Annotated in this window: 16 protein-coding genes and 2 tRNA genes; 10 read left to right on the forward strand and 8 right to left on the reverse strand. The window is 35.1% G+C overall.

Annotated features, from left to right (window positions below):
- Positions 1 to 39: 39 nt before the first annotated feature.
- Complete coding sequence (locus tag QLQ95_RS10030; protein WP_482503635.1) at positions 40 to 2,511, reverse strand: AsmA family protein; 2,472 nt, start codon at positions 2,509 to 2,511, stop codon at positions 40 to 42.
- Between the two features lie 231 nt (positions 2,512 to 2,742).
- Here QLQ95_RS10030 and trxA point away from each other — a divergent pair, with 231 nt between their 5' ends.
- Entirely contained in the window at positions 2,743 to 3,060 is a 318-nt protein-coding gene (trxA, locus tag QLQ95_RS10035; protein WP_068844792.1) for a thioredoxin, read from the forward strand.
- 197 nt (positions 3,061 to 3,257) lie between these two features.
- Here trxA and QLQ95_RS10040 read toward each other — a convergent pair whose 3' ends face one another.
- The 4 genes from QLQ95_RS10040 to QLQ95_RS10055 are packed head-to-tail and all read right to left on the reverse strand — an operon-like array spanning position 3,258 to position 8,159.
- Positions 3,258 to 4,481, reverse strand: a complete 1,224-nt coding sequence (locus QLQ95_RS10040) for a hypothetical protein (protein ID WP_482503636.1) — start codon at positions 4,479 to 4,481, stop codon at positions 3,258 to 3,260.
- A gap of 51 nt (positions 4,482 to 4,532) precedes the next feature.
- On the reverse strand, positions 4,533 to 6,740 hold the full coding sequence (locus QLQ95_RS10045; protein ID WP_482503638.1) for a TonB-dependent receptor: 2,208 nt from the start codon (positions 6,738 to 6,740) through the stop codon (positions 4,533 to 4,535).
- A gap of 10 nt (positions 6,741 to 6,750) precedes the next feature.
- A complete protein-coding gene (locus QLQ95_RS10050) occupies positions 6,751 to 7,221 on the reverse strand; it encodes a DUF4625 domain-containing protein (RefSeq protein WP_482503640.1) in 471 nt (156 codons plus the stop codon).
- Positions 7,222 to 7,238: 17 nt separating this feature from the next.
- Positions 7,239 to 8,159: a DUF4625 domain-containing protein gene (locus QLQ95_RS10055; RefSeq protein WP_482503641.1), complete on the reverse strand. Its 921-nt coding sequence runs from the start codon at positions 8,157 to 8,159 to the stop codon at positions 7,239 to 7,241.
- 833 nt (positions 8,160 to 8,992) lie between these two features.
- Here QLQ95_RS10055 and QLQ95_RS10060 point away from each other — a divergent pair.
- The 9 genes from QLQ95_RS10060 (at position 8,993) to QLQ95_RS10100 (ending at position 19,902) form a co-directional block, all read left to right on the forward strand.
- Positions 8,993 to 11,560, forward strand: coding sequence for a M1 family metallopeptidase (locus QLQ95_RS10060; protein WP_482503643.1), 2,568 nt, complete (start codon positions 8,993 to 8,995; stop codon positions 11,558 to 11,560).
- On the forward strand, positions 11,557 to 12,483 hold the full coding sequence (locus QLQ95_RS10065) for a DUF58 domain-containing protein (RefSeq protein WP_095929759.1): 927 nt from the start codon (positions 11,557 to 11,559) through the stop codon (positions 12,481 to 12,483). The genes QLQ95_RS10060 and QLQ95_RS10065 overlap by 4 nt, the downstream gene beginning before the upstream one ends.
- An 86-nt stretch (positions 12,484 to 12,569) precedes the next feature.
- Positions 12,570 to 12,643 (forward strand) — tRNA-Asp (locus QLQ95_RS10070).
- A gap of 735 nt (positions 12,644 to 13,378) precedes the next feature.
- Positions 13,379 to 13,452 (forward strand) — tRNA-Asp (locus QLQ95_RS10075).
- 182 nt (positions 13,453 to 13,634) lie between these two features.
- Positions 13,635 to 14,456: an AraC family transcriptional regulator gene (locus tag QLQ95_RS10080; protein ID WP_482503645.1), complete on the forward strand. Its 822-nt coding sequence runs from the start codon at positions 13,635 to 13,637 to the stop codon at positions 14,454 to 14,456.
- 441 nt (positions 14,457 to 14,897) lie between these two features.
- Positions 14,898 to 16,196, forward strand: a complete 1,299-nt coding sequence (locus tag QLQ95_RS10085) for a TolC family protein (protein ID WP_428239059.1) — start codon at positions 14,898 to 14,900, stop codon at positions 16,194 to 16,196.
- 56 nt (positions 16,197 to 16,252) lie between these two features.
- A complete protein-coding gene (locus QLQ95_RS10090; RefSeq protein ID WP_095929762.1) occupies positions 16,253 to 17,305 on the forward strand; it encodes an HlyD family secretion protein in 1,053 nt (350 codons plus the stop codon).
- Position 17,306: 1 nt separating this feature from the next.
- A complete protein-coding gene (locus QLQ95_RS10095) occupies positions 17,307 to 18,890 on the forward strand; it encodes an efflux MFS transporter permease (RefSeq protein WP_095929763.1) in 1,584 nt (527 codons plus the stop codon).
- Between the two features lie 346 nt (positions 18,891 to 19,236).
- Complete coding sequence (locus QLQ95_RS10100) at positions 19,237 to 19,902, forward strand: HAD family hydrolase (RefSeq protein ID WP_482503647.1); 666 nt, start codon at positions 19,237 to 19,239, stop codon at positions 19,900 to 19,902.
- 215 nt (positions 19,903 to 20,117) lie between these two features.
- On the opposite strand, the gene QLQ95_RS10105 is transcribed toward QLQ95_RS10100, so the two are convergent.
- From QLQ95_RS10105 to QLQ95_RS10115, 3 genes are all read right to left on the reverse strand, one after another.
- On the reverse strand, positions 20,118 to 20,909 hold the full coding sequence (locus QLQ95_RS10105) for a hypothetical protein (RefSeq protein WP_482503649.1): 792 nt from the start codon (positions 20,907 to 20,909) through the stop codon (positions 20,118 to 20,120).
- A gap of 417 nt (positions 20,910 to 21,326) precedes the next feature.
- Entirely contained in the window at positions 21,327 to 21,704 is a 378-nt protein-coding gene (locus QLQ95_RS10110) for a YcxB family protein (protein ID WP_482503650.1), read from the reverse strand.
- Between the two features lie 128 nt (positions 21,705 to 21,832).
- Positions 21,833 to 22,063, reverse strand: a complete 231-nt coding sequence (locus QLQ95_RS10115) for a helix-turn-helix domain-containing protein (RefSeq protein WP_281634597.1) — start codon at positions 22,061 to 22,063, stop codon at positions 21,833 to 21,835.
- Positions 22,064 to 22,076 lie beyond the last annotated feature (13 nt).

Genomic DNA, 22,076 nt, shown 5'->3' on the forward strand with positions numbered 1-22,076 from the left:
TTTTCCACAAACTGGATTTGATGAATAGTAATTATTTGTTTACCCCTTATCCTTCTTCCCCCACTTAACCTTCATTTTTCCTTCATTATCATAAGCAATCAAATGCAGGACAATACCGCGTTCGCGAACGGCTTTTCGTTCTTCTTTGGTGGCTAGTTTGGCGTCGTTTTTAGAATTTCTTAGCGGGATGGTAAGGGCGAGATTGGTACCTCGTCCGAAAGAGTAAATGCCATTTATGTCAAAATTTAAGACACTGGAACTTATGGTAAGTTTATTGACATCGACTTGTTCTCCGCGCAGATTGAGTGAACCCGACAAATCGCTGAAAGTAATATTCTCTACATCGCGAAACGGAAAAGCAAATTTTCCGACTTTCATAATCGGTTCAAAATTGAGTAATGCACCTTGATTGACATTAAAATCCAGTTTTCCTTTCATCGAATTGACAATCAAATCGCCTTTACTGCTCATTAAACCCGCAACATTGGCATTGCTGGTTAATCGTCCGCGAATGTTTTTTGGACTGAAAGATTTGATTCCGAAATTATTAAAAGACCTTAAAAAACTTGCAATATCAACTCGGTTTACCTGTGCGTTTGAAGTAAAAACATAACGATTTCCGCTTGGTTCGACAGAACCGCTAAAGTTTATGCTTCCGCCAGAAGTATTTAACGTTCCGTTTTTGAGCAGAATCTTAGAATTTAGCATCTGGATTGTGGCCTGAGTGTTGGTTGCGGTAAGCGATCCGTAGGTAATGTTATCAGCTTTAAGATTAATTACGGCCGTGCATTTTTCTATTACAGATCGTAACTGATTCGTAAAATTGACATTCTTTTTAACTGGTTTTTTCTCTGCCACTTTTTGTTTCGGAGAATTTTGCAGAACGCCTAAAAACTGTTTTACATCAATATTCGGGCAGTAAATATTCCAATTTACGACCATTTTTTCGGGCGCGTCGTAGTAGAGATTCAGGAAATTATCGATTTTCCCATCAATGCGAATAATGTTCTTTTTGTGTTTGTAGGCTATTTTTTTAATGTAAAGCGCTTCTTGCGTAAACGACAATTGTACAGCCGTTTTTTCGGCATGAATCTTTTTCGGAAGATAATCGAATGTGGCATCCGCAATATCTACATCGCCCGTAAATTTGGGTTTATTGATGTACAAATCGACAATATCAAACTGAAATTTCAAATTGGCTTTGGCATGACCGCTTTCAAAGTGAAGAATTTTCTCGTTCATCATTCCGTTGAGTTTCGAAATGTCAAAATCGGAATTTACAACTCCTGTCGCAATCGGTTTCTCGAGATTGTTAATTACGGCTTGAGCAATTTTTAATGGAATGCTTTCGTATTCAGCTTTAAAATTGGTTAGAATAATGGCTGAATTTGGATCGCTGGATTCTTCTTTGGGTTTAAAAGTGTTAGTAAAAATTCCTTTGAAACTGCAATTAGCAAACAAACCATCTGGAATACTCACTTCGTTATCGCGAATGTCTGCCTGCACCACAATTTTCGGATCGCCTTCTACATTCAAATCGCCTTTGATGTCGCAGTTTACCTTAATCGGTTTTTTGATGTCGAATTGATTAAGTTTGGAGCTGATGTTTGCTGATAATAAATTGGAAGCATTTCGCCATAAAATATCCGTTCCGATATTGATTCCGAAAAACGAATTGCTTTTTCCGATATTAAAATAAGCGATAATGTCAAAAACGTCAGAACCAATTTTAAGTCCTTTGGTTTTAATATCTATTTTCTGATTGACTTCAGCATACGAAATGTCAAAATTGCCTTCCAGAACTTTTTCCTTCGCAAAACTTCCGTGAACGGTATTAAAGGCTAGACTGTTAATTTTGGTTTTCAAATACAGATTCGTCTGCCAGCTGTCGTCTTCATAGTTTACTTTAGATTCTAAACTCGCCACATCAAAATCAAATAGTTTGTGTCCCAGATGATTGTCAATAATTACACGAACATCGTTGAGGTTTACTTCGTCAATCGTAGTTTCGGGTTTTTCTTTATCGGTCTGCGTTTTTTTCTGTTTAGGTTTAAAAATATTGACGTTAGAATAACCATTTTCGGCTTTATAAATATAAATATCGGCGTCGTTGATTAAGATTTTATGAATGTTGATTTCGTGCTGCAATAAACTCAAAATGTTCAAACGCGCTTCGATTTCTTTTGCTCTCAGCAAAGTATGTTTGTGACTCTGCCATTGATTATCCTTTATCTCGACATCATTTAGCGCCAATGTAAAGTTTGGGAAACCAGTAAGAAACTTATAATGAAAATCTCTAATATGGAATTTGCCATTTATATTTTCGTTGATTTTAGTATTGACTTTAGCAATAATCTCGGCTTTATTTCGATTAAAATAAATCGACAAACCTCCGCAGGCAAGCAAAAGTATTGCAATTAAGCCCAAGATAAAATATCCAAAACGTTTGGCATATTTTTTAAAAGAATCAGATTGCAGAAAGGATTTGGTTTTGGATATAGCTTCTTTCATTGTAGCCGAATTTTGAATGTATTAAAGATACTACAAAAAACATTAACTTTTTATTGGTTTGATTTTCAGATAAATATGTTGTAATTTTAAAGTTATCTAGCTTATAATTAATGATAATACATTTATAACGAAAACTAATTTAGTAATGGTGTTTGATTTATTTTAAATTTTTAAATTTGTACTGTAGTTTGAAAGTTAATATTTCAGACCTAATTTTAATCTTAATATATTATGGCATTAGCAATAACAGATGCTACTTTTGATGAAGTAGTTTTAAAATCAGATAAACCAGTAATGGTAGATTTTTGGGCAGCATGGTGTGGTCCTTGTAGAATGGTTGGTCCAATCATTGACCAATTAAGCGAAGAGTACGCTGGTAAAGTAGTTGTTGGTAAAGTAGATGTAGATGCTAACCAAGAATTTGCTGCAAAATATGGTGTGCGTAACATACCAACCGTTTTGGTGTTTCATAACGGTGAAGTAGTAGGAAAACAAGTAGGAGTAGCTCCGAAACAAACCTACGCAGATAGTTTAGACGCTTTATTGTAATCTTAGATTACGATTGATATAAAAAAGGTCCGACGAAAGTTGGACCTTTTTTATTGTTTTTTTTGCCACGAATTTCACGAATTAACACGAATTAAATTTGTGAAAATTTGTGAAATTAGTGGCAGAAAAACTTTGTATTTTAAAAGAAAACGGCACTCTAAATCTAGAGTGTCGTTTTTATTTTGTTTTAAAATCAATTAGTGGCTGTGAGTTTCGCTGTTTTCATAACCTAAAACCGTAATCATATATGGCGTGCTAGAAACCTTAGTCTTTTTGATTGCCAATGTAGAAAGGTTTACTTGTATTAATTCTCCAGTTGTTGGCGAAGTGATATAAGCAAAACGATCTGTAACTGCCATTTGAGGTTTTAATGTAGCATCTGTAGCCGTTTCTGCAGTTGCTTTAGTTTCTTTTACCGCTTGTAAACTGCTGATGTCGTAAAGTTTAAATTCTCCAGAATGTAATAAAACGGCCAATTTTTTATGGTCGTAACTTACTTTGCATTGCATAATGGTTGTGTTCGCAATAATTGGTTTTACAGTATTAGCCACAACATCAATTAAATAAGCGCCTTTTGCAGCTGTATACCCAATAAATTTTCCAGCAGAAGCTGTTTCTAAAATACTTCCAAACCAAGCCGTTCCAAAATCTGCTGGATGATCGATTAACTTTTGGTTTCCGTTGCTTTCTACAACCAAAATTCCGCTTGACGAACCAAAAACAGCATAAACACCGTCTGAAGCATTTCCGTGAATTCCTTTTGTCGCAAGTTTAGCATCAAAAAGTGTTTTTGCGGTATTGTCGATGATTTTTACTTTTTCTGGAAGCGTTCCCGTAACCGAATTATCTTTTACCGTAATCGCATAAGTTCCGTTTGTAAAAGTCGCCATTGCACCGTGATGCGCCAATAAACCAGCATTTATGGTTTTGAAAGTTGAACCAGCTTTGTTTACATCGGCTTCTTTACCAACAGAAAGTGTTCCGTCGCCATCATTAAAAGTCAGGATTTCGCCAATTTTACTTTTAAAATGCGTTGGTTTTAATGCGCTTGTCGCTAAAACTCCAAATTTCGGAACATCATCAACATCAATATGATCGCCGTGTAATTCCAATCCGCTATCAAAAGTTTCTACGAAATTATTGTCTCTGTGAACAATTCCGGCAAAACGTCCAGATTCTGTTGTGTACAAAGAGGCTTTAGCAAATTTTGCAGTAAAAGAACTGATCTTATCTTCATGCGGATCAAAAAGCGTTAACTCTGTAGTTTTTTCGTCAGAAAGTAAAACTCGAACAAATGTATGTTCTTCTGAAGTGTCGTGATCATGATCGTGATCATCGTGGTTGTCATCGTCGTTGCTGCACGAAACTGCAAAAAGCGACAAAGCGAATAAAAATAGTAGTTTGTAAAATTTGTTTTTCATTGTAATAAAGGGTTTGAAATTTGTAAATAATTGATTTTTGAATGGTTGGACTTATCTCGAAACCGAAAACGGAATCTTCATAGAAACAATAATGTTTCGTCCCGCTTCAGGAAGTTCGATAAGTCGATAAAAACTGGTGTGATTTAAGTATCTTGTATTAAATAAATTTTGGATCTGAATATTGATGCTGATATCCTGTTTTCCTGTTTTTATTTTTGAGCCCAAAGCCACATTAAAAACATGGCTTTCAGCCGTTTTTTTCTCTGGCGGAACGATATTGTTTTGCTGCGCCGTAAAGCGATAATCAACAGCGAAATAAGGTTCTTTTAAAAAGCTAATTTGAGGTTCATAATTCAATCCAAACAAAACAGAAGGTGGCGGAGAAAACGGGAGTGTATAGCCTTTTTTGCTTCCTGATTTTTGTTCCGAATAAAGATATTCGGCACCAATTTCTGCACTTAAAGATTTCAGGAAATAATAGCGAGTCTGAAATTCTGCGCCATAACGAAAGACTTTGCTTTGTTCATATTCAAAAACCTGATTTCCTGCACCATAATAAATATCATGAGCGGAAGTTGGATTCAGATAAATGAAATTCGGAAAATAGTTGGCAAATGGAGTAAACTGAAAAGAGAAGTTTTGCGCTTTCCATTCCATTCCCAAATCCAATTGATACGAACGTTCTGCATCCAGATTCGAATTCCCTTTTTCGAATCGGAAATAATGATAATTTACACCGTTTGAAGCCAGTTCTTTGGCAATCGGCATTCTAAAACTCGAACCCAAATTGGCTTTCAGTGAAAGCTTTCCGGGATTGTAATTTGCTCCAACCGACCATGTAAAACTGTCAAAGTTTTTGGTTAGATCTTGAGAACGCTGTAAATATTCCAACTCCGTCTGATTGTTTTCAGAAACGGGACTTTGAAACCAATCGTAATACGATTTCATTTTAATTTTTCCGTAATCGTAACGAACAGCGCCATTTAAAAACCATTTTTCGTTTAGTTCAATTTTGTCATAAGCAAATAAACCTGCATTAAATTGAGTGAAAGCAGGAATTAAAAAACTCCATCCGCCGATTTCATTTTGCTGAAAAGCTACATTAGAACCAACCGTAATTTGATGATTTTGAATTCTAAATTCGTCTTTAGCAGAAAACGACCAAACATCTTTATCATATTGACGTTCCAAATCTTGTGGAGCGTACATATCTTCCGGATAAATCGGTGGCATATAACCGTGATTTACATAATGGCTATATTCTCTTCTGAAGTTATTTTGAAAACCAATTTGCATCTCAAAAGCATGATTTCCCAATTGAAAAGAAGTCGTATTGCTAACCTTTAAATGATTGACTTGCTGATACGGCATCAAAATATCACGACTTGATTTGTCGTGTAATTCGAGATCTACATTTCGAGGTTCGAGTCCGTGCGCATTCGCAAAAAAACCGCTTTTGGTATGCACATTACTGAAATAGAAAAGCGATTTAAAATGTTCTCCCGAATAACCTGTACTCAAATGGAAATCAAGTTCTTTTCCTGCTGTATTTCGCAAATGATTTTTATACAACGGAACAGCATAACTGTACACATGAACCACATCGGTTGGAACGCGATAATCTCCATAATCCATTGTGGTTACTCTGGAATCAAAGAACCAGTTTTTGTTTCTTCCAAATAAATTAATAGAACTTCCAAATTGCGCATTGTTGCTTTTTCCAGTAAGATCTATGCTTCCGCCAAAACTGTTTTGCGACGGAAGTGGCAAAGGTTTAATATTGATTGCGCCCCCCACAGCATCAGATCCGTAAATAAATGAAGAAGGGCCCTTTATAATTTCTACCCGATTTACAGCATATTGATCGATTTCCAAACCGTGATCTGCGCCCCATTGTTGGCCTTCGTGTTTCAAGCCATTCTCCACCACAATAACCTGATTGAAACTCAAACCACGAATAAGCGGTTTTGAACCTCCAGAACCAATCGAAATAGTTTTAACGCCTGGCAATTTCTGCAAAGACTGCATCAAACTCCCGCCAAGATTACGCTGAATGAAACTATTGTTTACCGTTTCGACATTCAGCGATTCTTCTTTTTTGCGTTTTTCAATAGAATTTCCGTTAACTAAAACTTCGTTAAGTTCTTTGATTTCGGTTTTTTTTTCTGATGGCTGATTTTGAGAAAAAGCTTCCGCCGCAATCAATAAACTGAGGAGTAAGAAACAATATTTCCAATATATGGATAGGGCATTCTTCATTAATCTGATCTTATAAAATTTTAATACTTAAACCTTTCAGCGTTTGCCAGCCTTCTTTATCCGTCAAGCGAATCATAAAATGGTAATCTCCAGGATCAACATCGGCTGGAATGGTAATTTGTGTCGTCGCTTCGTAGCTTTTTACCCCGTTCGGAATGGTGTAATTATTGATGAAAAGCATTGGTTTTACAGGCTTTTTTACCGCTTCCATTTCACAGCTCGTCACTTCTGTACTGTGCGTGTGATGATCGAAATTGTGATGAATATCTAGGCTGTAAGAACCCAAAGCGACATTATCATTAAAAGTGGCTTTGAAAGTGAAGGTTTGCCCGCGCTCGATTGTACTGCATTGAATCGGAAAAGCATTTGCTTCAGTAATATCAATTACAGGATATTCGCTGTCAATTTCTGCCTTATCGCTTGAGCAGGATGTTGCAAAAGCAAATACCGCAACGGCAATTAAAAACTTTATCTTTTTCATGTTTTTTTGATTTTGAATTAAAGTGCAAATGGAAGCTCCAGAGATTGCGAAAAGTTGATATTGTACGTCGTATTTTTATACAAAACCAAGAAAGTATAGTTGCCAGAAGTCCAAGATTTATTAGCAATCAAATCTTGTGGAACTGGTAAATTGTTATCTTTTGAGGCACCAATAGTAAGCTTTGGAGTTTCTCTCAGAAATTTTGTCCCGTCCCACGGAATATTAGAGAATTGACTGGCATCTGCCACGTTTTTATGTTCAAAAACATCATATACAATCACTTTGCTAAAATCAATCTGATCTACACTTTCTGGATTGTGTTTGGCATTTTTATTAATCAAAAGCAAATACATAATTCCGTCGCCTTTTACGCCTTCAAGTGTTACTTGCGAACTGAAAATATCGTTGTTTTTGTATTTAGCCGTCTCATCAGAAAACTTGCCTTTTCGATACATAAAAGTGTCATTTATAAAAAGCGTAAATACCGAAGCAACAGGGTTTACAGGAATGTTTTCTAGTTTATAAATCGTTAGGTTTTTCTTTACTTCTAGCTTTGTTCCGTTTTGATCGTTTATGATAATGATGAAATCATATTTTCCTTCTGCAGCATCTTCGGGAATATCAAAATGTTTGTGAACCGTTGCATTTTTTGCACCCGCATATTGCGTCCATGTAATTTCATGCGACCAGATTTTAGAATACGTTTCGGTACTTCTTTGTACAATCTTAACTTGTACATTTTCGATTTTATCAGCAGCTGTCACTTCTGCATTAAAATGGAAATCCTGACCAATAGTTGCTATTTCATTATTGCCAAGACCGAGTTCGATTTTGTCAATAGCGGGAATTGCCTGTTCTTTTTCGGAATCGTCATTACTACAGCTTGAAAAAGCCATTGCAGCAAAGAATGAAGTCAGAATGAGTTTTGTTGTTTTCATTTTTTCTGATTTGATTTTGATCATTTTATAAAGGGTATTTGGGTTGCGAAAGACAATGCCTACCGATTTTAGCAATCGGATAAACAGAATAAAAGCAGTTCATTTCAGACTAAAACTTTTGGATAAAGCTTTGTTCTAAATGAAAAAAGAATAAAATTTTGAGGTGATTTTTTTGTGTAGAAAAGCTATTTCAATATCAATATCAATATCAATATGTTGCATTAAATGCTTAAAATGAATGAAATAGCCTTTGAATGTTTTAAGATTTTGAAATCATAAAAACAATTAAATAGCCGAATGGCAAAACAATCGGGAACACAAAAAAATACTAAAGTGTAAAAGGCGGGGCTCGAAGGGAAAATAAAGAGCCCTTAAAAAATGTAAAATGTGGTTTGCTGTGAAAACTAAGGTGTTTTACAACAGGATTATTCTTGAAAAACTGAAAAACAGTAAACTCAAAGGTGCCAACAGCACTGAATTTAAAATCACAAATCGAACATTTATGAAATGAATGCAGTTTGGCTTTAAATTGCGGTTTTTCGGAAACAGAAAACTCTAATTTCTCTTTGCAATTATGAGTGTCTAAAATATGTTCGTACGAATGGACAGCCGGAAAAAGTATTGCGAACAATACAATTAAAGGCATTAAAAGGTTAATAAGTTTAAGTTTCTTTTTCATTCGTTGAGATTATTTCCGACTCATTTAAGGTCAGAATTAATGCAATAGTGTTGCAAATATAGAAATCTTATTTTTAAATGCAATGTTGTTGCAGTAATTGTTTGCGAAAAATCAATGCTTTTGCTAATTTTAGCAAATCTTATATTCCTTAAAAATGAAAATTTTCTACAGCTTTCTTTGTTTTTTTATCCTGATTTCCAATAGTTTTTCCCAATCAAAAACAAGTGAATTGTTTGAAAACGGTGTTTCTGAGCAGTTGGCGCATTTTCGTAAAAAACAGATTTCAAATCTTCGATACACTTTGTATTTTGAAATTCCGAATCAGAAAGAAGAAAGAATAAAGGCTTATTCAATTGTAAATTTGAATTTGTCTGATATAAGTCACCCCTTACTTTTTGATTTTAAAGAGAAAACATCCAATATAGAAACCGTTGAAGTAAATGGAAAAAAACTTTCTATAGTTCATGAAAACGGACATATTGTAATTCCCGTTTCGGCTTTGGTTTCGGGGAAAAATCTAGTTTCTTTTTCATTTATTGCGGGTAATTTATCATTAAACAGAAATGATGATTTCTTATACACGTTGTTAGTTCCCGATCGTGCGAGCACATTGTTTCCTTGTTTTGATCAGCCCGATTTAAAAGCGACTTATAAATTGAATCTTTCTGTGCCCAAAGAATGGTCAGTTTTGGCTGGAGCCCATGTAAAAGAAAAAACCGAAAAGGGAGATTTTACACTGTACACTTTTGGAGAATCAGACAAAATGAGTACGTATTTATTTTCTTTCGTTGCAGGAAAATTCAAAAGCGCGACACAAAAGCCAGGTTTAGAAATGACAATGTTGTATCGTGAAAACAGTCCGGAGAAATTTCGCGTAAGCGCTGATACTATTTTCAGTTTACATCAGCAATCTTTAGATTTTTTAGAAAAATATACTAATTATAAATTTCCATTTCAGAAATTGGATTTTGCTTCGATTCCCGTTTTTCAATATGGCGGAATGGAGCATGTTGGTGCGATTCAATACAGAGAATCGACTTTGTTTCTGGACAACAGTGCAACCGACAGCGAGAAATTAAACCGTGCAAAACTCATTGCTCATGAAACCTCACATATGTGGTTTGGCGATTTGGTTACGATGAAGTGGTTTGACGATGTTTGGATGAAAGAGGTTTTCGCCAACTTCATGGCCGATAAAATCATGAATCCGATTTTTCCAAAAGTCAATCATAATCTGCAATTTTTTACGGCGCATTATCCTAGCGCTTTCGCGGAAGATCGATCTTTAGGAACTCATCCGATCAAACAGCATTTGGCGAATTTAAAAGATGCGGGTTCGTTGTACGGAGCCATTATTTACAACAAAGCGCCAATTATGATGCGTCAGTTAGAGGCTTCTATGGGAAAGGAAGCTTTTCAGAAAGGAATCGAAAAATACATTCAGAAATATGCCAACGACAATGCAGATTGGAATAATCTCGTAGAACTTCTTGATGCTGAAACTCCGCTTGACATGAAAAAATGGAGCGATGTCTGGGTAAATAAATCGGGGAGAGCCATTTTTACGGATCAAATCGAATATGATGCTAAAAACCGAATTAAAAGCTTTGAAATTCAGCAAAAAGCAGAAGATAAATCAGAGAATATCTGGCCTCAGGTTTTTCAGATTGGTTTGGTTTATGCCAAAGAAGTGAAGGTTTTATCAGTCAATGTTAATGACAAAAATACCGTTGTAAAAGAAGCTATCGGACTTGAAAAACCGTTTGCTATCATTTACAATTATAATGGTTTTGGATACGGTGTTTTTCCGCTTGACGGGAATAATTTGAATTATATTGCTTCTTTAAAAGATGAAATGGCGAGAGCTTCGGCTTACAGTAATCTCTACGAAAATATGCTTATTGGGAAGATTTCACCTGATGATGCATTTAGATGTTATTTTAGAGGAATTCAATTAGAAGAAAATGAACTGGTTTTGCGAATTATAACTAATAATATAAACAATATATATTGGAGATTTTTTACAGAAAAACAACAGACAATTAGTGAAAAAATGCTTGTATATACTTTGTTTACACGTTTGCCATCGGACTTGTCTTTTAATATTAAAAAGACCTTATTTGGTTTGTTTAGCTCGGTTGCTTATTCAGATCTTGGAATGACTAGTTTATATAAGGTTTGGAGCAAAGAAATCTCGATTCCGAACTTGAAACTTAACGAAGATGATTACACCAATATGGCGATGAATCTAGCGATTTTTAAACATCCAAAAGCCGATGAAATCTTGGAAAAAACCAGAACATCTTTCACAAATCCGGATAAACAAAAGCGTTTTGAGTTTTTATTGCCTTCATTATCAAATGATGAATCGGTTCGAAATGCTTTTATGGAATCTTTAAAAGACGATGCAAACCGTGAGAAAGAATCTTGGGTTTCGGTTGGTTTGGCAAATATTCATCATCCGCTTCGTCAAGAAAGTGCGCAGAAATATATTAGATTTTCATTAGATTTGGTTGATGAAATTCAGCGCACGGGAGATATTTTCTTTCCGAAAGATTGGCTGGATAATACTGTTGGAAAATATTCGTCGAAATTTGCTTTTGATGAAGTACAGCGATTCTTAAAAGAAAACCCTAATTTTAGTCCGATCTTGAAGCGTAAATTGTTTCAGGCGACAGATTTGCTTTATAAAGCACAAAATATTAAAAAAGAAACCGAATGAAAATCGAATCGGAAATAGAGAAAGTCTCCAGTTTTCAGCATCTAGAAATGCTGGCGAATCAGGTTGTGGAAGGTTTTATATCGGGAATGCACAAGAGTCCGTTTCATGGATTTTCGGCCGAATTTGCCGAACATAAAGTTTATAATGCAGGCGAAAGCACCAAACATATCGACTGGAAATTATTCGCCAAAACGGATCGTTTGTACACGAAACGTTTTGAGGAAGAAACCAATTTACGCTGTCATCTTATTGTAGATAATTCGTCATCAATGCATTATCCTGAGCTCAAATCGAATCAGCCTTTTTATGAAAAGAAGATTGGTTTTGCAGTTTTGGCCTCGGCAGTTTTGATGAATATTTTAAAGAAACAGCGCGATGCTGTTGGTTTAAGCGTTTTCTCCGATCATTACGAATATTACGCACCAGAAAAAGGAAGCGATCGCCATCACAGAATGCTTTTGAATAAACTGGAAGAATTATTGGTTCAACCAAAAGTCAAAAAAACGACGGATACGATTACCTATCTACATCAAATTGCAGAGAAAATGCATCGCCGTTCTATGATTATTTTGTTTACCGATATGTTCCAGACCGAAGATGATGAAAAGCTTTTTAATGCATTACAGCATCTTAAACACAACAAACACAAAGTGGTTTTGTTTCATGTAGTTGATAATGAAACCGAATTGAAATTTGATTTTGATAACGCACCAAGAAAGTTTATCGACTTAGAATCAGGTGAAGAGGTTTCGATTTTTGCTGACAATGTAAAAGAAGAATATGAAAAAAGGGTAGAAGCTTACTTTAAAAACTTGGCTTTAACCTGTGCAAAGAATCAAATTAAGTACGTTCCGGTAAATGTTGGCGATAATTTTGAAAAAATATTGACAACATATTTAGTTGAAAAACAAAACTTTGGGTGATTTTTATAAAAATAATTTCATTTTTTTTATAAAAACACTTGCAGAAACGAAATTCTGTTATATCTTTGCAACCGCAATAACGCAGAGGTTTGGTAGTTCAGTTGGTTAGAATACATGCCTGTCACGCATGGGGTCGCGGGTTCGAGTCCCGTCCAGACCGCAATATTGGGGAAGCCTTTCTTAACAGAAAGGCTTTTTTGCCCAAATACGGTATCTAAGATTAGTTGTGTTGTTTTGCTACGACTTTGTAACTCGTAGCTGGTTTAGTAGTTAGACCAATGAAAAGCTTTCCACTTTTGTGGATGGCTTTTTTGATTTAAGACCTTTTGTAAAAGGTAAATTCCAAATTCCGATACTCGGTGAAAATTCCAAATTCCAAAATTTGATTGCGTAGGTTTTAATCGCAAAGGGCGCTAAGATTTACGCAAAGTCTGCAAAGATATTTTTTAAAGAATGCAAAGTTCGCAAAGCTTACAATTGAGAAAGCCTTGCAATTTTTTTTGCTTAATCCCAACTTTAACGTAACAGTTTGTCATTTTGAGGAACGAGACTCGAGCGATAGCGAATAGGCGAAGCAAATCTTCGCGAGTAACCCTACAAAGATTTTCTATTTATAATATTAAAATATAGCCCGTGGTTTCAACCACGGGATACGTATTTATATGCATTGTGTCCCCGTGGTTGAAACCACGGGCTATGTTTAACAAAAATGATAAATATTTCTATGTGAAAATCCTTCTCGGTTAAGAAAAAGAAAGAAACTTCTTCTTTTTTGATTTCGTCGCCAATTTTTAAAATATTGGAATTTAGCCAATTAAAAATTTCTCAAATTTTATTTTAAAAAACGCTTGCAGAAACGAAATTCTGTTGTATTTTTGCACCCACAATAACGCAGGGTTTGGTAGTTCAGTTGGTTAGAATACATGCCTGTCACGCATGGGGTCGCGGGTTCGAGTCCCGTCCAGACCGCCTAAGTTTGTAAAATGCCTCTCATTATGAGAGGCATTTTTTTTATATAAACTTTCTGGATTATTAACCGCAAAGAGCGCTAAGATTTTACGCAAAGTTCGCAAAGGTTTTATTTAAAAGCTTTGCGAACTTTGCGTTTTTACCTTACGTGCTTTGCGTTAAATTTCTCCTATCTTTATATTATGGAACAATCAACATTCAAAGTAGACAAATATTATCTCCATAAAGTAGATGCTGATAAAAAAAGCATTTATTGTCATCATAATATAATGGGAGAATTACTTGTTCCAACACATAAGCATAAGAAAGCGCAAATGCTGTATGCAGAAGGTGATGTAGTTTTTGTGACAACTGAAACGAAATCATATTTTTTGCCTGCAAGACATTTTATCTGGATTCCCGCGGGAGTAGAGCATAGTATCGAACCAAAGTCGGAACACGTGATGATGCGAAATTTGTATTTTCCGGTTGAAAAGGATGAAGATGAATTCTATAAAATCGAAGGTATTTACCCGGTGAATAATCTGCTGCTTCAAATGATGATGTTTACCAATCAGTGGAACGGTGATTTGAAAAAGGGGACTCCGAGTTTTGTCATAGCAAAAGCTATAAAAGCGATTCTTCCGCAAATATGTCATACGAATTTACCTTTAGAACTTCCTCAGCCTAAAGATAAACGATTAGGAAAAATTCTTCGACATATCGAAAATAATTTGGGAGAAACGATTCTTTTTGCCGATGTGGCGCATGAATTTGGGTTTAGCGAACGCTCTTTGTATCGCTTATTTCAAAAAGATCTCAAGATGTCTTTTATTCAATATTATACCATTCGAAGAATCCTCAAAGCAATCGAACTTTTGTTAGAAAGAAAACTTTCGGTAAAAGAGGTAGCTCTAGAAGTTGGGTATAATAGTGTTCCGACCTTTAGTAACACTTTTTTCAAGATTTTAGGCCAAAGACCTTCTGATTACTTAAACGGAGAGGAAATTTTGGAAAAGAACTAGATAGTTTTTGTTTCACGCAGATTTTAATAGATTTTAGCTGATTTTGCAGATTCTTTTTTTCCATGCGTAAAAAAAAATCTCTCGCAGATTCCGCAGATTTGAGAGATTTTTTTAAATGCTTTATAATCTGCACAATCTGCCAAATCTGCGAGAACAAAAAATAAAAATCTGCGCCTTCTGCTCAAATCTATTAAAATCTGCGTGAAATAGCACAATCCAAACCTATTTTGTAATAAATTGTTTTTCAGTGTTTTAATATAACGTTTTCGAAAAATGGAATTTTAACATTTGTCCGAAATGAATATGTTATTGACTTTTTAGAATCATCCGCCAAGCAAAAAATGAAGGAACTTTGCAGCATAAATTATTCAAATATTCATGTTCCTTACAAAAACAAACTCTAAAGAAGATTGTTTTCCCAGAAGCTTATTGATTTTACTAATGGTATTAGTATTCAGTAGTTTACAAGCTCAGGAAGTTCATACGGTTTCTTTACAAGAAGCGATGAAACTGGCGAAGGAAAACAACAAGAAAATCCTTAAATCTCAACTGGAGATTACGCTCGCTGAGCAAAACATCAAAGAAAGAAAAGAACTTAGATTACCGGATGTACAACTAAACGGAATGTACTCCAGAATTACCAACATTACAGAATTTAAAGGAGATGGTTTCTTAAACGGAAAAGAAGTTACGAAAGCAATTCCTGAAATCTATGAGGTAAATTCAACTTTTAAAATGCCAATTTACGTTGGAAACAAGATTAATAACGCAATAAAAATTGCGAATCAGGAAAACGAAATTGCAAAAATAAAATCGGAAAAAACAGAAAATGATATTGAACTGGAAGTTGTTTCAAACTATCTGGCGATTTATAAAATGATGGAACTTCAAAAGATATTTGAAGAAAACATCAAAGAAGAAAAAAGCCGATTAAAAGAAGTGCAATCGCTTCAAAAACACGGAACTGTAACCAAAAATGAGGTTATACGTGCCGAATTACAGCTTTCAGATCGTGAGTTGAACGCGCTTACAAACTCCAAAAACATTAAAATTGCGCTTCACGATCTGAAGACTTTAATTCAGATTTCGGAAAACGAAGAAATTGCAATCGACACAACTGCAAGTCTGGACGAAATGAACGGTTTAGATCCGTATGATTTTTATCTGAATAAAGCGATGCAGAATGAAGAAATGCGAATTGCAAGTCAGGAATTAAATATCAGTAAAACCGAAATGCAATTGGTAAAAGGGAATTATCTGCCTAGCGTAAACTTCTTCGGGAATTATGGCTTTTATTATCCAAACTACAAATTCTTTCCGCCAAATCCGTATTTGTACACTTTAGGTCAGGTAGGAATCGAGGCGCGTTTTGATCTTTCGGCTTTGTATAAAAACAAAACGAAAGTGGCAAAAGCGAGTACTAAAATCGATGTGCAGAAAATGCAGACTGAAATTATAAAAGAAGAAATTCAAGATCAGTTATACAAAGAGCATACGCAGTATCAGGAAATTCTCGAAAAATTTGTTGTGGTTGACAAAGCTTTGGATTTAGCTGAAGAAAACTACCGAATTGTAAAGTTGAAATACTTAAACCAATTGGTTTTAATTACCGAAATGGTCGATGCTGATAATGCTTTGCTTCAGGCAAAATACAACAAAATCTCTACCCGATTGGATGCTGTTTTGAAACATTACCAAATGATGCACACGGCAGGAATTATGCCTAATGCAGGAAGTTAAACGGAAAAGCTAGAGGAAAGATTTTAAAGAAAGACTAAGATAAAGAGATAAAAAAGATGGTTAAGATAAAAAATGAAACTAAAAGAAATAAAACGTTTCATATACTAATAACAATTATTGCGTGTGCGCTGGTAATAAGCGGGGTTATTTTAGGAATTTGGTTTTATGTGTTTAACCGAAACCACGAAGAAACCAATGATGCGCAGGTCGAACAATACGTTACGCCAATTATGTCGAGAATTACAGGTTATGTGCAGGAAGTTCGTTTTGACGAAAACCAATTTGTGCATAAAGGAGATACTTTGGTAGTGATTGATAATAGAGAATATAAATCGAAATTGAATGTGGCTCTTGCCGATGTTCAAAATGCGCAACAAAATAGTGTTGTGGCTCAAAAAAATGCCATTAATACAGCAAGTGCAACGGCAATTAACGAATCGCAATTAGAAGCAGCAAAATCAAATCTTTGGAAAACCAAACTAGAATACGAAAGATACAAAGCTTTGGTGAGTGAAGAAGCAGCAACTTCTCAGCAATTGGAGAAAGTAAAAGCAGATTACGAGTCGGCGCAAGCACATTTTCAGGAAATGAAAAACAGAATTCATTCGGCTACTTTAAGTACTTCTGTCGCTGAAGCGAATGTTCCAACAACGCAAACGAATATTACTTCAAAACAAGCTGTTGCAGATAATGCGGCATTGTTTCTTTCGTACACTGTAATCACAGCGCCTTATGATGGCTGGGTCGGAAAAAGAACTTTACAGCCAGGACAAATGGTAAAAGAAGGACAATCTTTGCTTTCTATCGTAAGTAAAGAAAAATGGATTACAGCGAACTTTAAAGAAACGCAATTGCAATATTTAACTGTTGGGCAAGAAGTAGAAATCAAAGCAGATGCAATAAGCGACAAAGTTTTTGTGGGAACAATTGCTTCGTTATCGCCTGCGAGTGGTGCGAGATTCTCGTTGCTACCTCCAGATAATGCGACTGGAAACTTCGTAAAAATTGAACAAAGAATTCCAGTTAGAATTCAGTTAAAAGAGCAAGACAAACAAACCGATTTTTTAAGAGCAGGAATGAACATTACGGTTGTTGCTGCGCACAAATAAAATGGAAGATAAAAGTATATTTAAATCATGGGTTCCAAAATGGGCGATCATTATTATTTTGTTCGTTTGTTTGTTGCATTCCATGATTTTATTGGGAGTTTATACGTCAAACGTAACGTATGCGGCGAGTTTTCTGGACATTGAGCCAGAAGATTTGCAGTTTGCAATGTGCGTTACGTACGGAACTCTGCTGGCAACCATTTTAATAGAAAGCCGATTTTCGAGTTTTTTCCCTGCAAAAAATTACTTGATGGCGGTTTATTCCTTAATCGGAATTACAATTATTTCATCTGCTTATATTACTAATTTTTCGGTTTTTCTATTAATGAGAGTTGCCGAAGGAATCCTGATGGCGCTTCCTGTAATCACGATCAGACAATTGCTTATTGAGCAGTTCAATACTAAAAATGCCATTATTATCGGGTTTTCATTTTACTACGGCGCGCTGTTGTTGTCTACGCCTTTTATTATGAATATCGCCGTGTGGTTTCTCGATCATTACGACTGGAAATATATGTTGTATGTTTCGGGAGGACTACAAGTTTTAAACGTCTTTTTAATCTTAGTTACTTTCAGGGGGCACCGAATTACAAAGAAGATTCCGTTGTATCAAATCGACTGGATGAGTTATTTTTTGGTTTTAATTTCGATTCTTTGCGGTGCCTACTTTTTTGTTTATGCTGAGAAAAAATATTGGTTACAGTCTTCAGAAATGGTTTTAATCTTGATGATTTCGCTCATTACAGGCGGATTATTCATTTTTAAAGAACGTTTAGTAAAAAGACCGAGTTTTAATTTTGAAGTTATAAAATACGCCAATCTGCGAATAGGATTTTTATTGTTTTTCCTTTTCTATATCAGCAGAGCAACACTGAGTCTTTGTCATTCGGCAATGTTTTCAATCTGGAATTGGGATCCTTCTCGTGTTGCGGGCGTTCAGTATATAAATGGATTAGGAAACGTAATCGGACTTATTTTAGCCGCATTTTTTCTGATGAAATCTGTTTCGACAAAAATTATTTTTATGATTGGTTTTACGCTTATTGCTATTTTCCATTTCTGGTTTACGTTTCTTTTTGTGCCAGATATTGCACTAAGCGATATTATCATTCCCTATATTTTGCAAGGAATCGGTGTTGGATTTTTATTTGTTCCGCTCATCTTATTTACCACATCATCGGTTCCGGCAAATATGGCGGTTTCTTCAGGAATTGTTGGGGTTTCAGGGCGTTTTTGGGGAAGTACAATTGGTTTCTGCGTCATGCAGAATGCAATGGTTTTCTTAAACAAAAAACACTTTCTGAAATTAAGCCAATTTGTTACTGGTGAAAATCCAGAAGCACAGCAAACCATTGCAAGCACAACTCAAAGTTTTATTGCCAAAGGATATTCGGCAGATAATGCAAATGTTTTGGCTATGAAAAAAGTTTTCAGCACAATCTCTAAACAATCGACTTTATTGGCCGATATGGAAATTTATACTATTGTTGGTTATGGTTTAGTGGTTTTGATTATTCTAATTGCGTGCAATCAGCATTTGAGACAAACTATGACTTTGGTTAAAAGTAAGATTTGGATAGGGTAAAGATTTTGTTTCAGGTTTAAAGTTTCAAGTTCTTTGCGCAAAGTTTTTGTTGCCAATCTTTGTCTGGTTTAATCTCGCAAAGTTGCGAAGTCGCAAAGATTTTTTACCTCTCGCAGATTTGGCAAATCGAGCAGATTAGATTTTTTAAATAAGAAAATAAATAATCCGCATAATCTGCCAAATCTGCGAGAGACAAATCCTTTTAATTTTATTAATCTGTGGCTCTAAAACAAAAAACTTTGCGTCTCTGCGCCTTTGCGAGATTAAAAAAAAACTCTGCGAAAAACCTCCGCGCAACTCTGCGGAAAAACTTATCTTGCAACCGTTAAAACAACAAAACAAAATTATGAGCCAGCAATGTGTAATTTTTGATATGGATGGCGTGATTTCGCACACCAATCCGCATCATGTGATCGCTTTTGAAAAGTTTTTCGATAAATATAATGTTCCGTACACTCAAGAAGAATTTGAAGAACATATGTACGGAAAACACAATAGTTATATCATGACGCATTTCTTCAAACGTCCAATTGAGGGAGAAGAATTGATCAAGCTTGAAGACGAGAAAGAAGGAATGTTCCGTGAGATTTACAAAGACAAAGTCGAAACGATTCCGCATTACATGGATTTTTTAAACGAATTAAAATCTCGTGGTTTCAAAACTGCAGTTGCCACATCGGCACCGCGTGCGAATTTGGATTTGATCGGCAATTTCCTGAAACTAGACGAAAAAATGGATTCGATGATGTCGTCAGAAGACGTAACGTTTCATAAACCAAATCCCGAAGTATATCTAAAATCGGCAGAACGCGTTGGAGTTTCTCCTTCGGATTGTGTGGTTTTCGAAGATTCTTTTTCGGGTATTACAGCAGGACTAAATGCCGGAATGAAAGTCGTTGGAGTTTTGAGCACGCATACCAAAGAACAGCTTCCACCATGTGATTTTTATATTAATGATTATAGTGAAATCAATGTGGATAAGATTATTGAAATATTAAATTCCAATAAATAAAAATCCAAATTCCAAATCTGCACGAGAGACCTTTGTCAAAGTTTTAAACTTTGACAAAGGTTTTTTTGTGTAGCTAAGTTATCATAAGGTTTGTCATTCTGAGGAACGAAGAATCACACTAGAAATTCCGCAAAGTGAATTTCCAATCTGTGTCGAATCCCGTGTGCGATTCTTCGTTCCTCAGAATGACAAACTAGATGTTTGAAAATGATGGCCTAATACTTCTCCTTCAAAAAAGCAATCCAGCCTTTTTCAAATTCCTCTTGCGTTACGTTCAATGTTTTTTCGATATTGCCGAAAGACACAATAAGTTTGGGCAGAATGTCTTTTCCCCATTTTTGGGTCATATATTCGATTATCGTGTAGCCAATATTATAAATCTGATTGCTGTGATTTAAATCTTCTAAAGTCAGGTTTTTGCTTTTGGCGTATTTCACGCTTAACGTATTTACTTCTTCTGCTTCAAACATACTAATCGATTCCCAGAGCCAACGCGGATATTCGGCTTTAAACTTTTTATCAAATTCCCTTTCAAAAGTAAGTCGGTCTTGGGTGATGATGGTGTCTTTTGCTTTGTATATTAATATGTTTAATTGAACGCAATGCGTAAACTCGTGCAAAGCCGTTTTGAGCGGATCGTCTGGAAAAATAGAATTAAACCAATTCGTCCATACAAAATGAAATTCGTTTGGACCACGACTTGTGCCTTTTGTATTTTCTTTTAAACCCGTAGCTTCATTAAACTTGAATTGCGAACCGTAAACAAAAACCTTTATAGGGTCGTGTTCTACGTCTTTTAGATTTTCTCTTATTCTAGAATAATTTTCCTCGAGATGTTTGCTCACTTTTTCGGCCTCGCTTTTATAAATTCCGTTATAGGAAACAATAAAATGCTCCGATTTAAGGGTTTTGGTTTCGTGCTGAACGGTAAAGCTTCGAATCGTTCTCGCAAAATAAAAGACAGCAATAATTGCTAATAGAATGACTAATAATCTGTATTTTCTCATGTGTTCTAATTGTTTTTGAGATTTAAAAACAAGCGAAATTTTGAGAATTAGGTTTTTGGTGTTTTAAAAATAAGAATATTTAAATACTAAAGCATAAAATAATTAAAGAAATTTCTGAATTTATAATCTTTGATGGTTTTTAATCTCGCAATCCCGATAGCTATCGGGAGCAGGGTCGCAGAGTTTTTTTTGTTTAGCCACAGATTATTAAGATTAAAAGGGTTTTTCTTTTTTTTTGTCATTCCGAGGAACTAGGACACGAGCGATAGCGAACTGGCGAAGCAATCACACTAGAAACTCCGCAACGAAAAGCCAATCTTTGTCGAGTTTCTTGCGAAGATTTGCTTCGCCTATTCGCTATCGCTCGGGTCTCCTTCGTCGAAATGACAAACTAGACGGATTGTCTTTGACTAAAATTTAAACTCGTCTGTTCTTTATCTTCAAAAAAACTTCATTTCTAAACCAATTTTCATCTTCTTGAGTTTCAAAAATTCGTTTTGGAAGGAAGATTGCTTGTCCTTTGGTGTAGTATAAAAGATAGAGGTCGTTTAGTTCGAAAACTTTTACAAAATTTTGCATAGGAACTGTACTATTAGAGATTTCCCCCATTCCAGAAATAATTCTATCTGAGAATATTTCATGTTGTCTTTCGTAGAAAATAATCTTATTGTCTTTTGAATTTGCAAAAATCCAATATTTATAAATCGTAAGAACAGGATACATAAAACCAACGACTATAATAAAAATGCTAAAAGAATCTTGCTTTCCAGTAAAAAGAACGAAAGCAGAAAACATCCACATAAAAAGAAATAACCATCCTCGTCTTTTTAATTCAAGTCTAACGAGGAATATGAAATATTCTTTTTTTGTAAGTTGAAATTTTTTGGTTTTAATCATTGGAGACTAAGGAAAATTTTAAGGTTTTATTTCAAAGGAAAATCAAACAATTCTTTAAGTTCAACATCTAAAGCATTGGCAATTTTTGCAAGGGTCTTTATGCCTGTATTTACTTTAGCAACTTCTAATCTTGCTATTTGAGATTTGTTAATATTACAGTCGTCAGCTAAACCTTGTTGAGATAAGCCTTTCTTTTCACGTAATTGTCTAACGTGAATACCAAGATTAACGAGAAAAGTTTCTTCTGAAATATTCATATTTCAAAAGTGG

The organism is Flavobacterium sp. B330r (assembly GCF_056824325.1).

Bases quoted from the DNA above. Each gene is read 5' to 3' on its own strand.
- QLQ95_RS10030 (WP_482503635.1), bottom strand. From the start codon at position 2,511: ATGAAAGAAGCTATATCCAAAACCAAATCCTTTCTGCAATCTGATTCT.
- QLQ95_RS10040 (WP_482503636.1), bottom strand. From the start codon at position 4,481: ATGAAAAACAAATTTTACAAACTACTATTTTTATTCGCTTTGTCGCTT.
- QLQ95_RS10115 (WP_281634597.1), bottom strand. From the start codon at position 22,063: ATGAATATTTCAGAAGAAACTTTTCTCGTTAATCTTGGTATTCACGTT.
- QLQ95_RS10065 (WP_095929759.1), top strand. From the start codon at position 11,557: ATGAAAATCGAATCGGAAATAGAGAAAGTCTCCAGTTTTCAGCATCTA.
- QLQ95_RS10045 (WP_482503638.1), bottom strand. From the start codon at position 6,740: ATGAAGAATGCCCTATCCATATATTGGAAATATTGTTTCTTACTCCTC.
- QLQ95_RS10080 (WP_482503645.1), top strand. From the start codon at position 13,635: ATGGAACAATCAACATTCAAAGTAGACAAATATTATCTCCATAAAGTA.
- QLQ95_RS10110 (WP_482503650.1), bottom strand. From the start codon at position 21,704: ATGTTTTCTGCTTTCGTTCTTTTTACTGGAAAGCAAGATTCTTTTAGC.
- QLQ95_RS10090 (WP_095929762.1), top strand. From the start codon at position 16,253: ATGGTTAAGATAAAAAATGAAACTAAAAGAAATAAAACGTTTCATATA.
- trxA (WP_068844792.1), top strand. From the start codon at position 2,743: ATGGCATTAGCAATAACAGATGCTACTTTTGATGAAGTAGTTTTAAAA.
- QLQ95_RS10050 (WP_482503640.1), bottom strand. From the start codon at position 7,221: ATGAAAAAGATAAAGTTTTTAATTGCCGTTGCGGTATTTGCTTTTGCA.
- QLQ95_RS10105 (WP_482503649.1), bottom strand. From the start codon at position 20,909: ATGAGAAAATACAGATTATTAGTCATTCTATTAGCAATTATTGCTGTC.
- QLQ95_RS10095 (WP_095929763.1), top strand. From the start codon at position 17,307: ATGGAAGATAAAAGTATATTTAAATCATGGGTTCCAAAATGGGCGATC.
- QLQ95_RS10100 (WP_482503647.1), top strand. From the start codon at position 19,237: ATGAGCCAGCAATGTGTAATTTTTGATATGGATGGCGTGATTTCGCAC.
- QLQ95_RS10085 (WP_428239059.1), top strand. From the start codon at position 14,898: ATGGTATTAGTATTCAGTAGTTTACAAGCTCAGGAAGTTCATACGGTT.
- QLQ95_RS10060 (WP_482503643.1), top strand. From the start codon at position 8,993: ATGAAAATTTTCTACAGCTTTCTTTGTTTTTTTATCCTGATTTCCAAT.
- QLQ95_RS10055 (WP_482503641.1), bottom strand. From the start codon at position 8,159: ATGAAAACAACAAAACTCATTCTGACTTCATTCTTTGCTGCAATGGCT.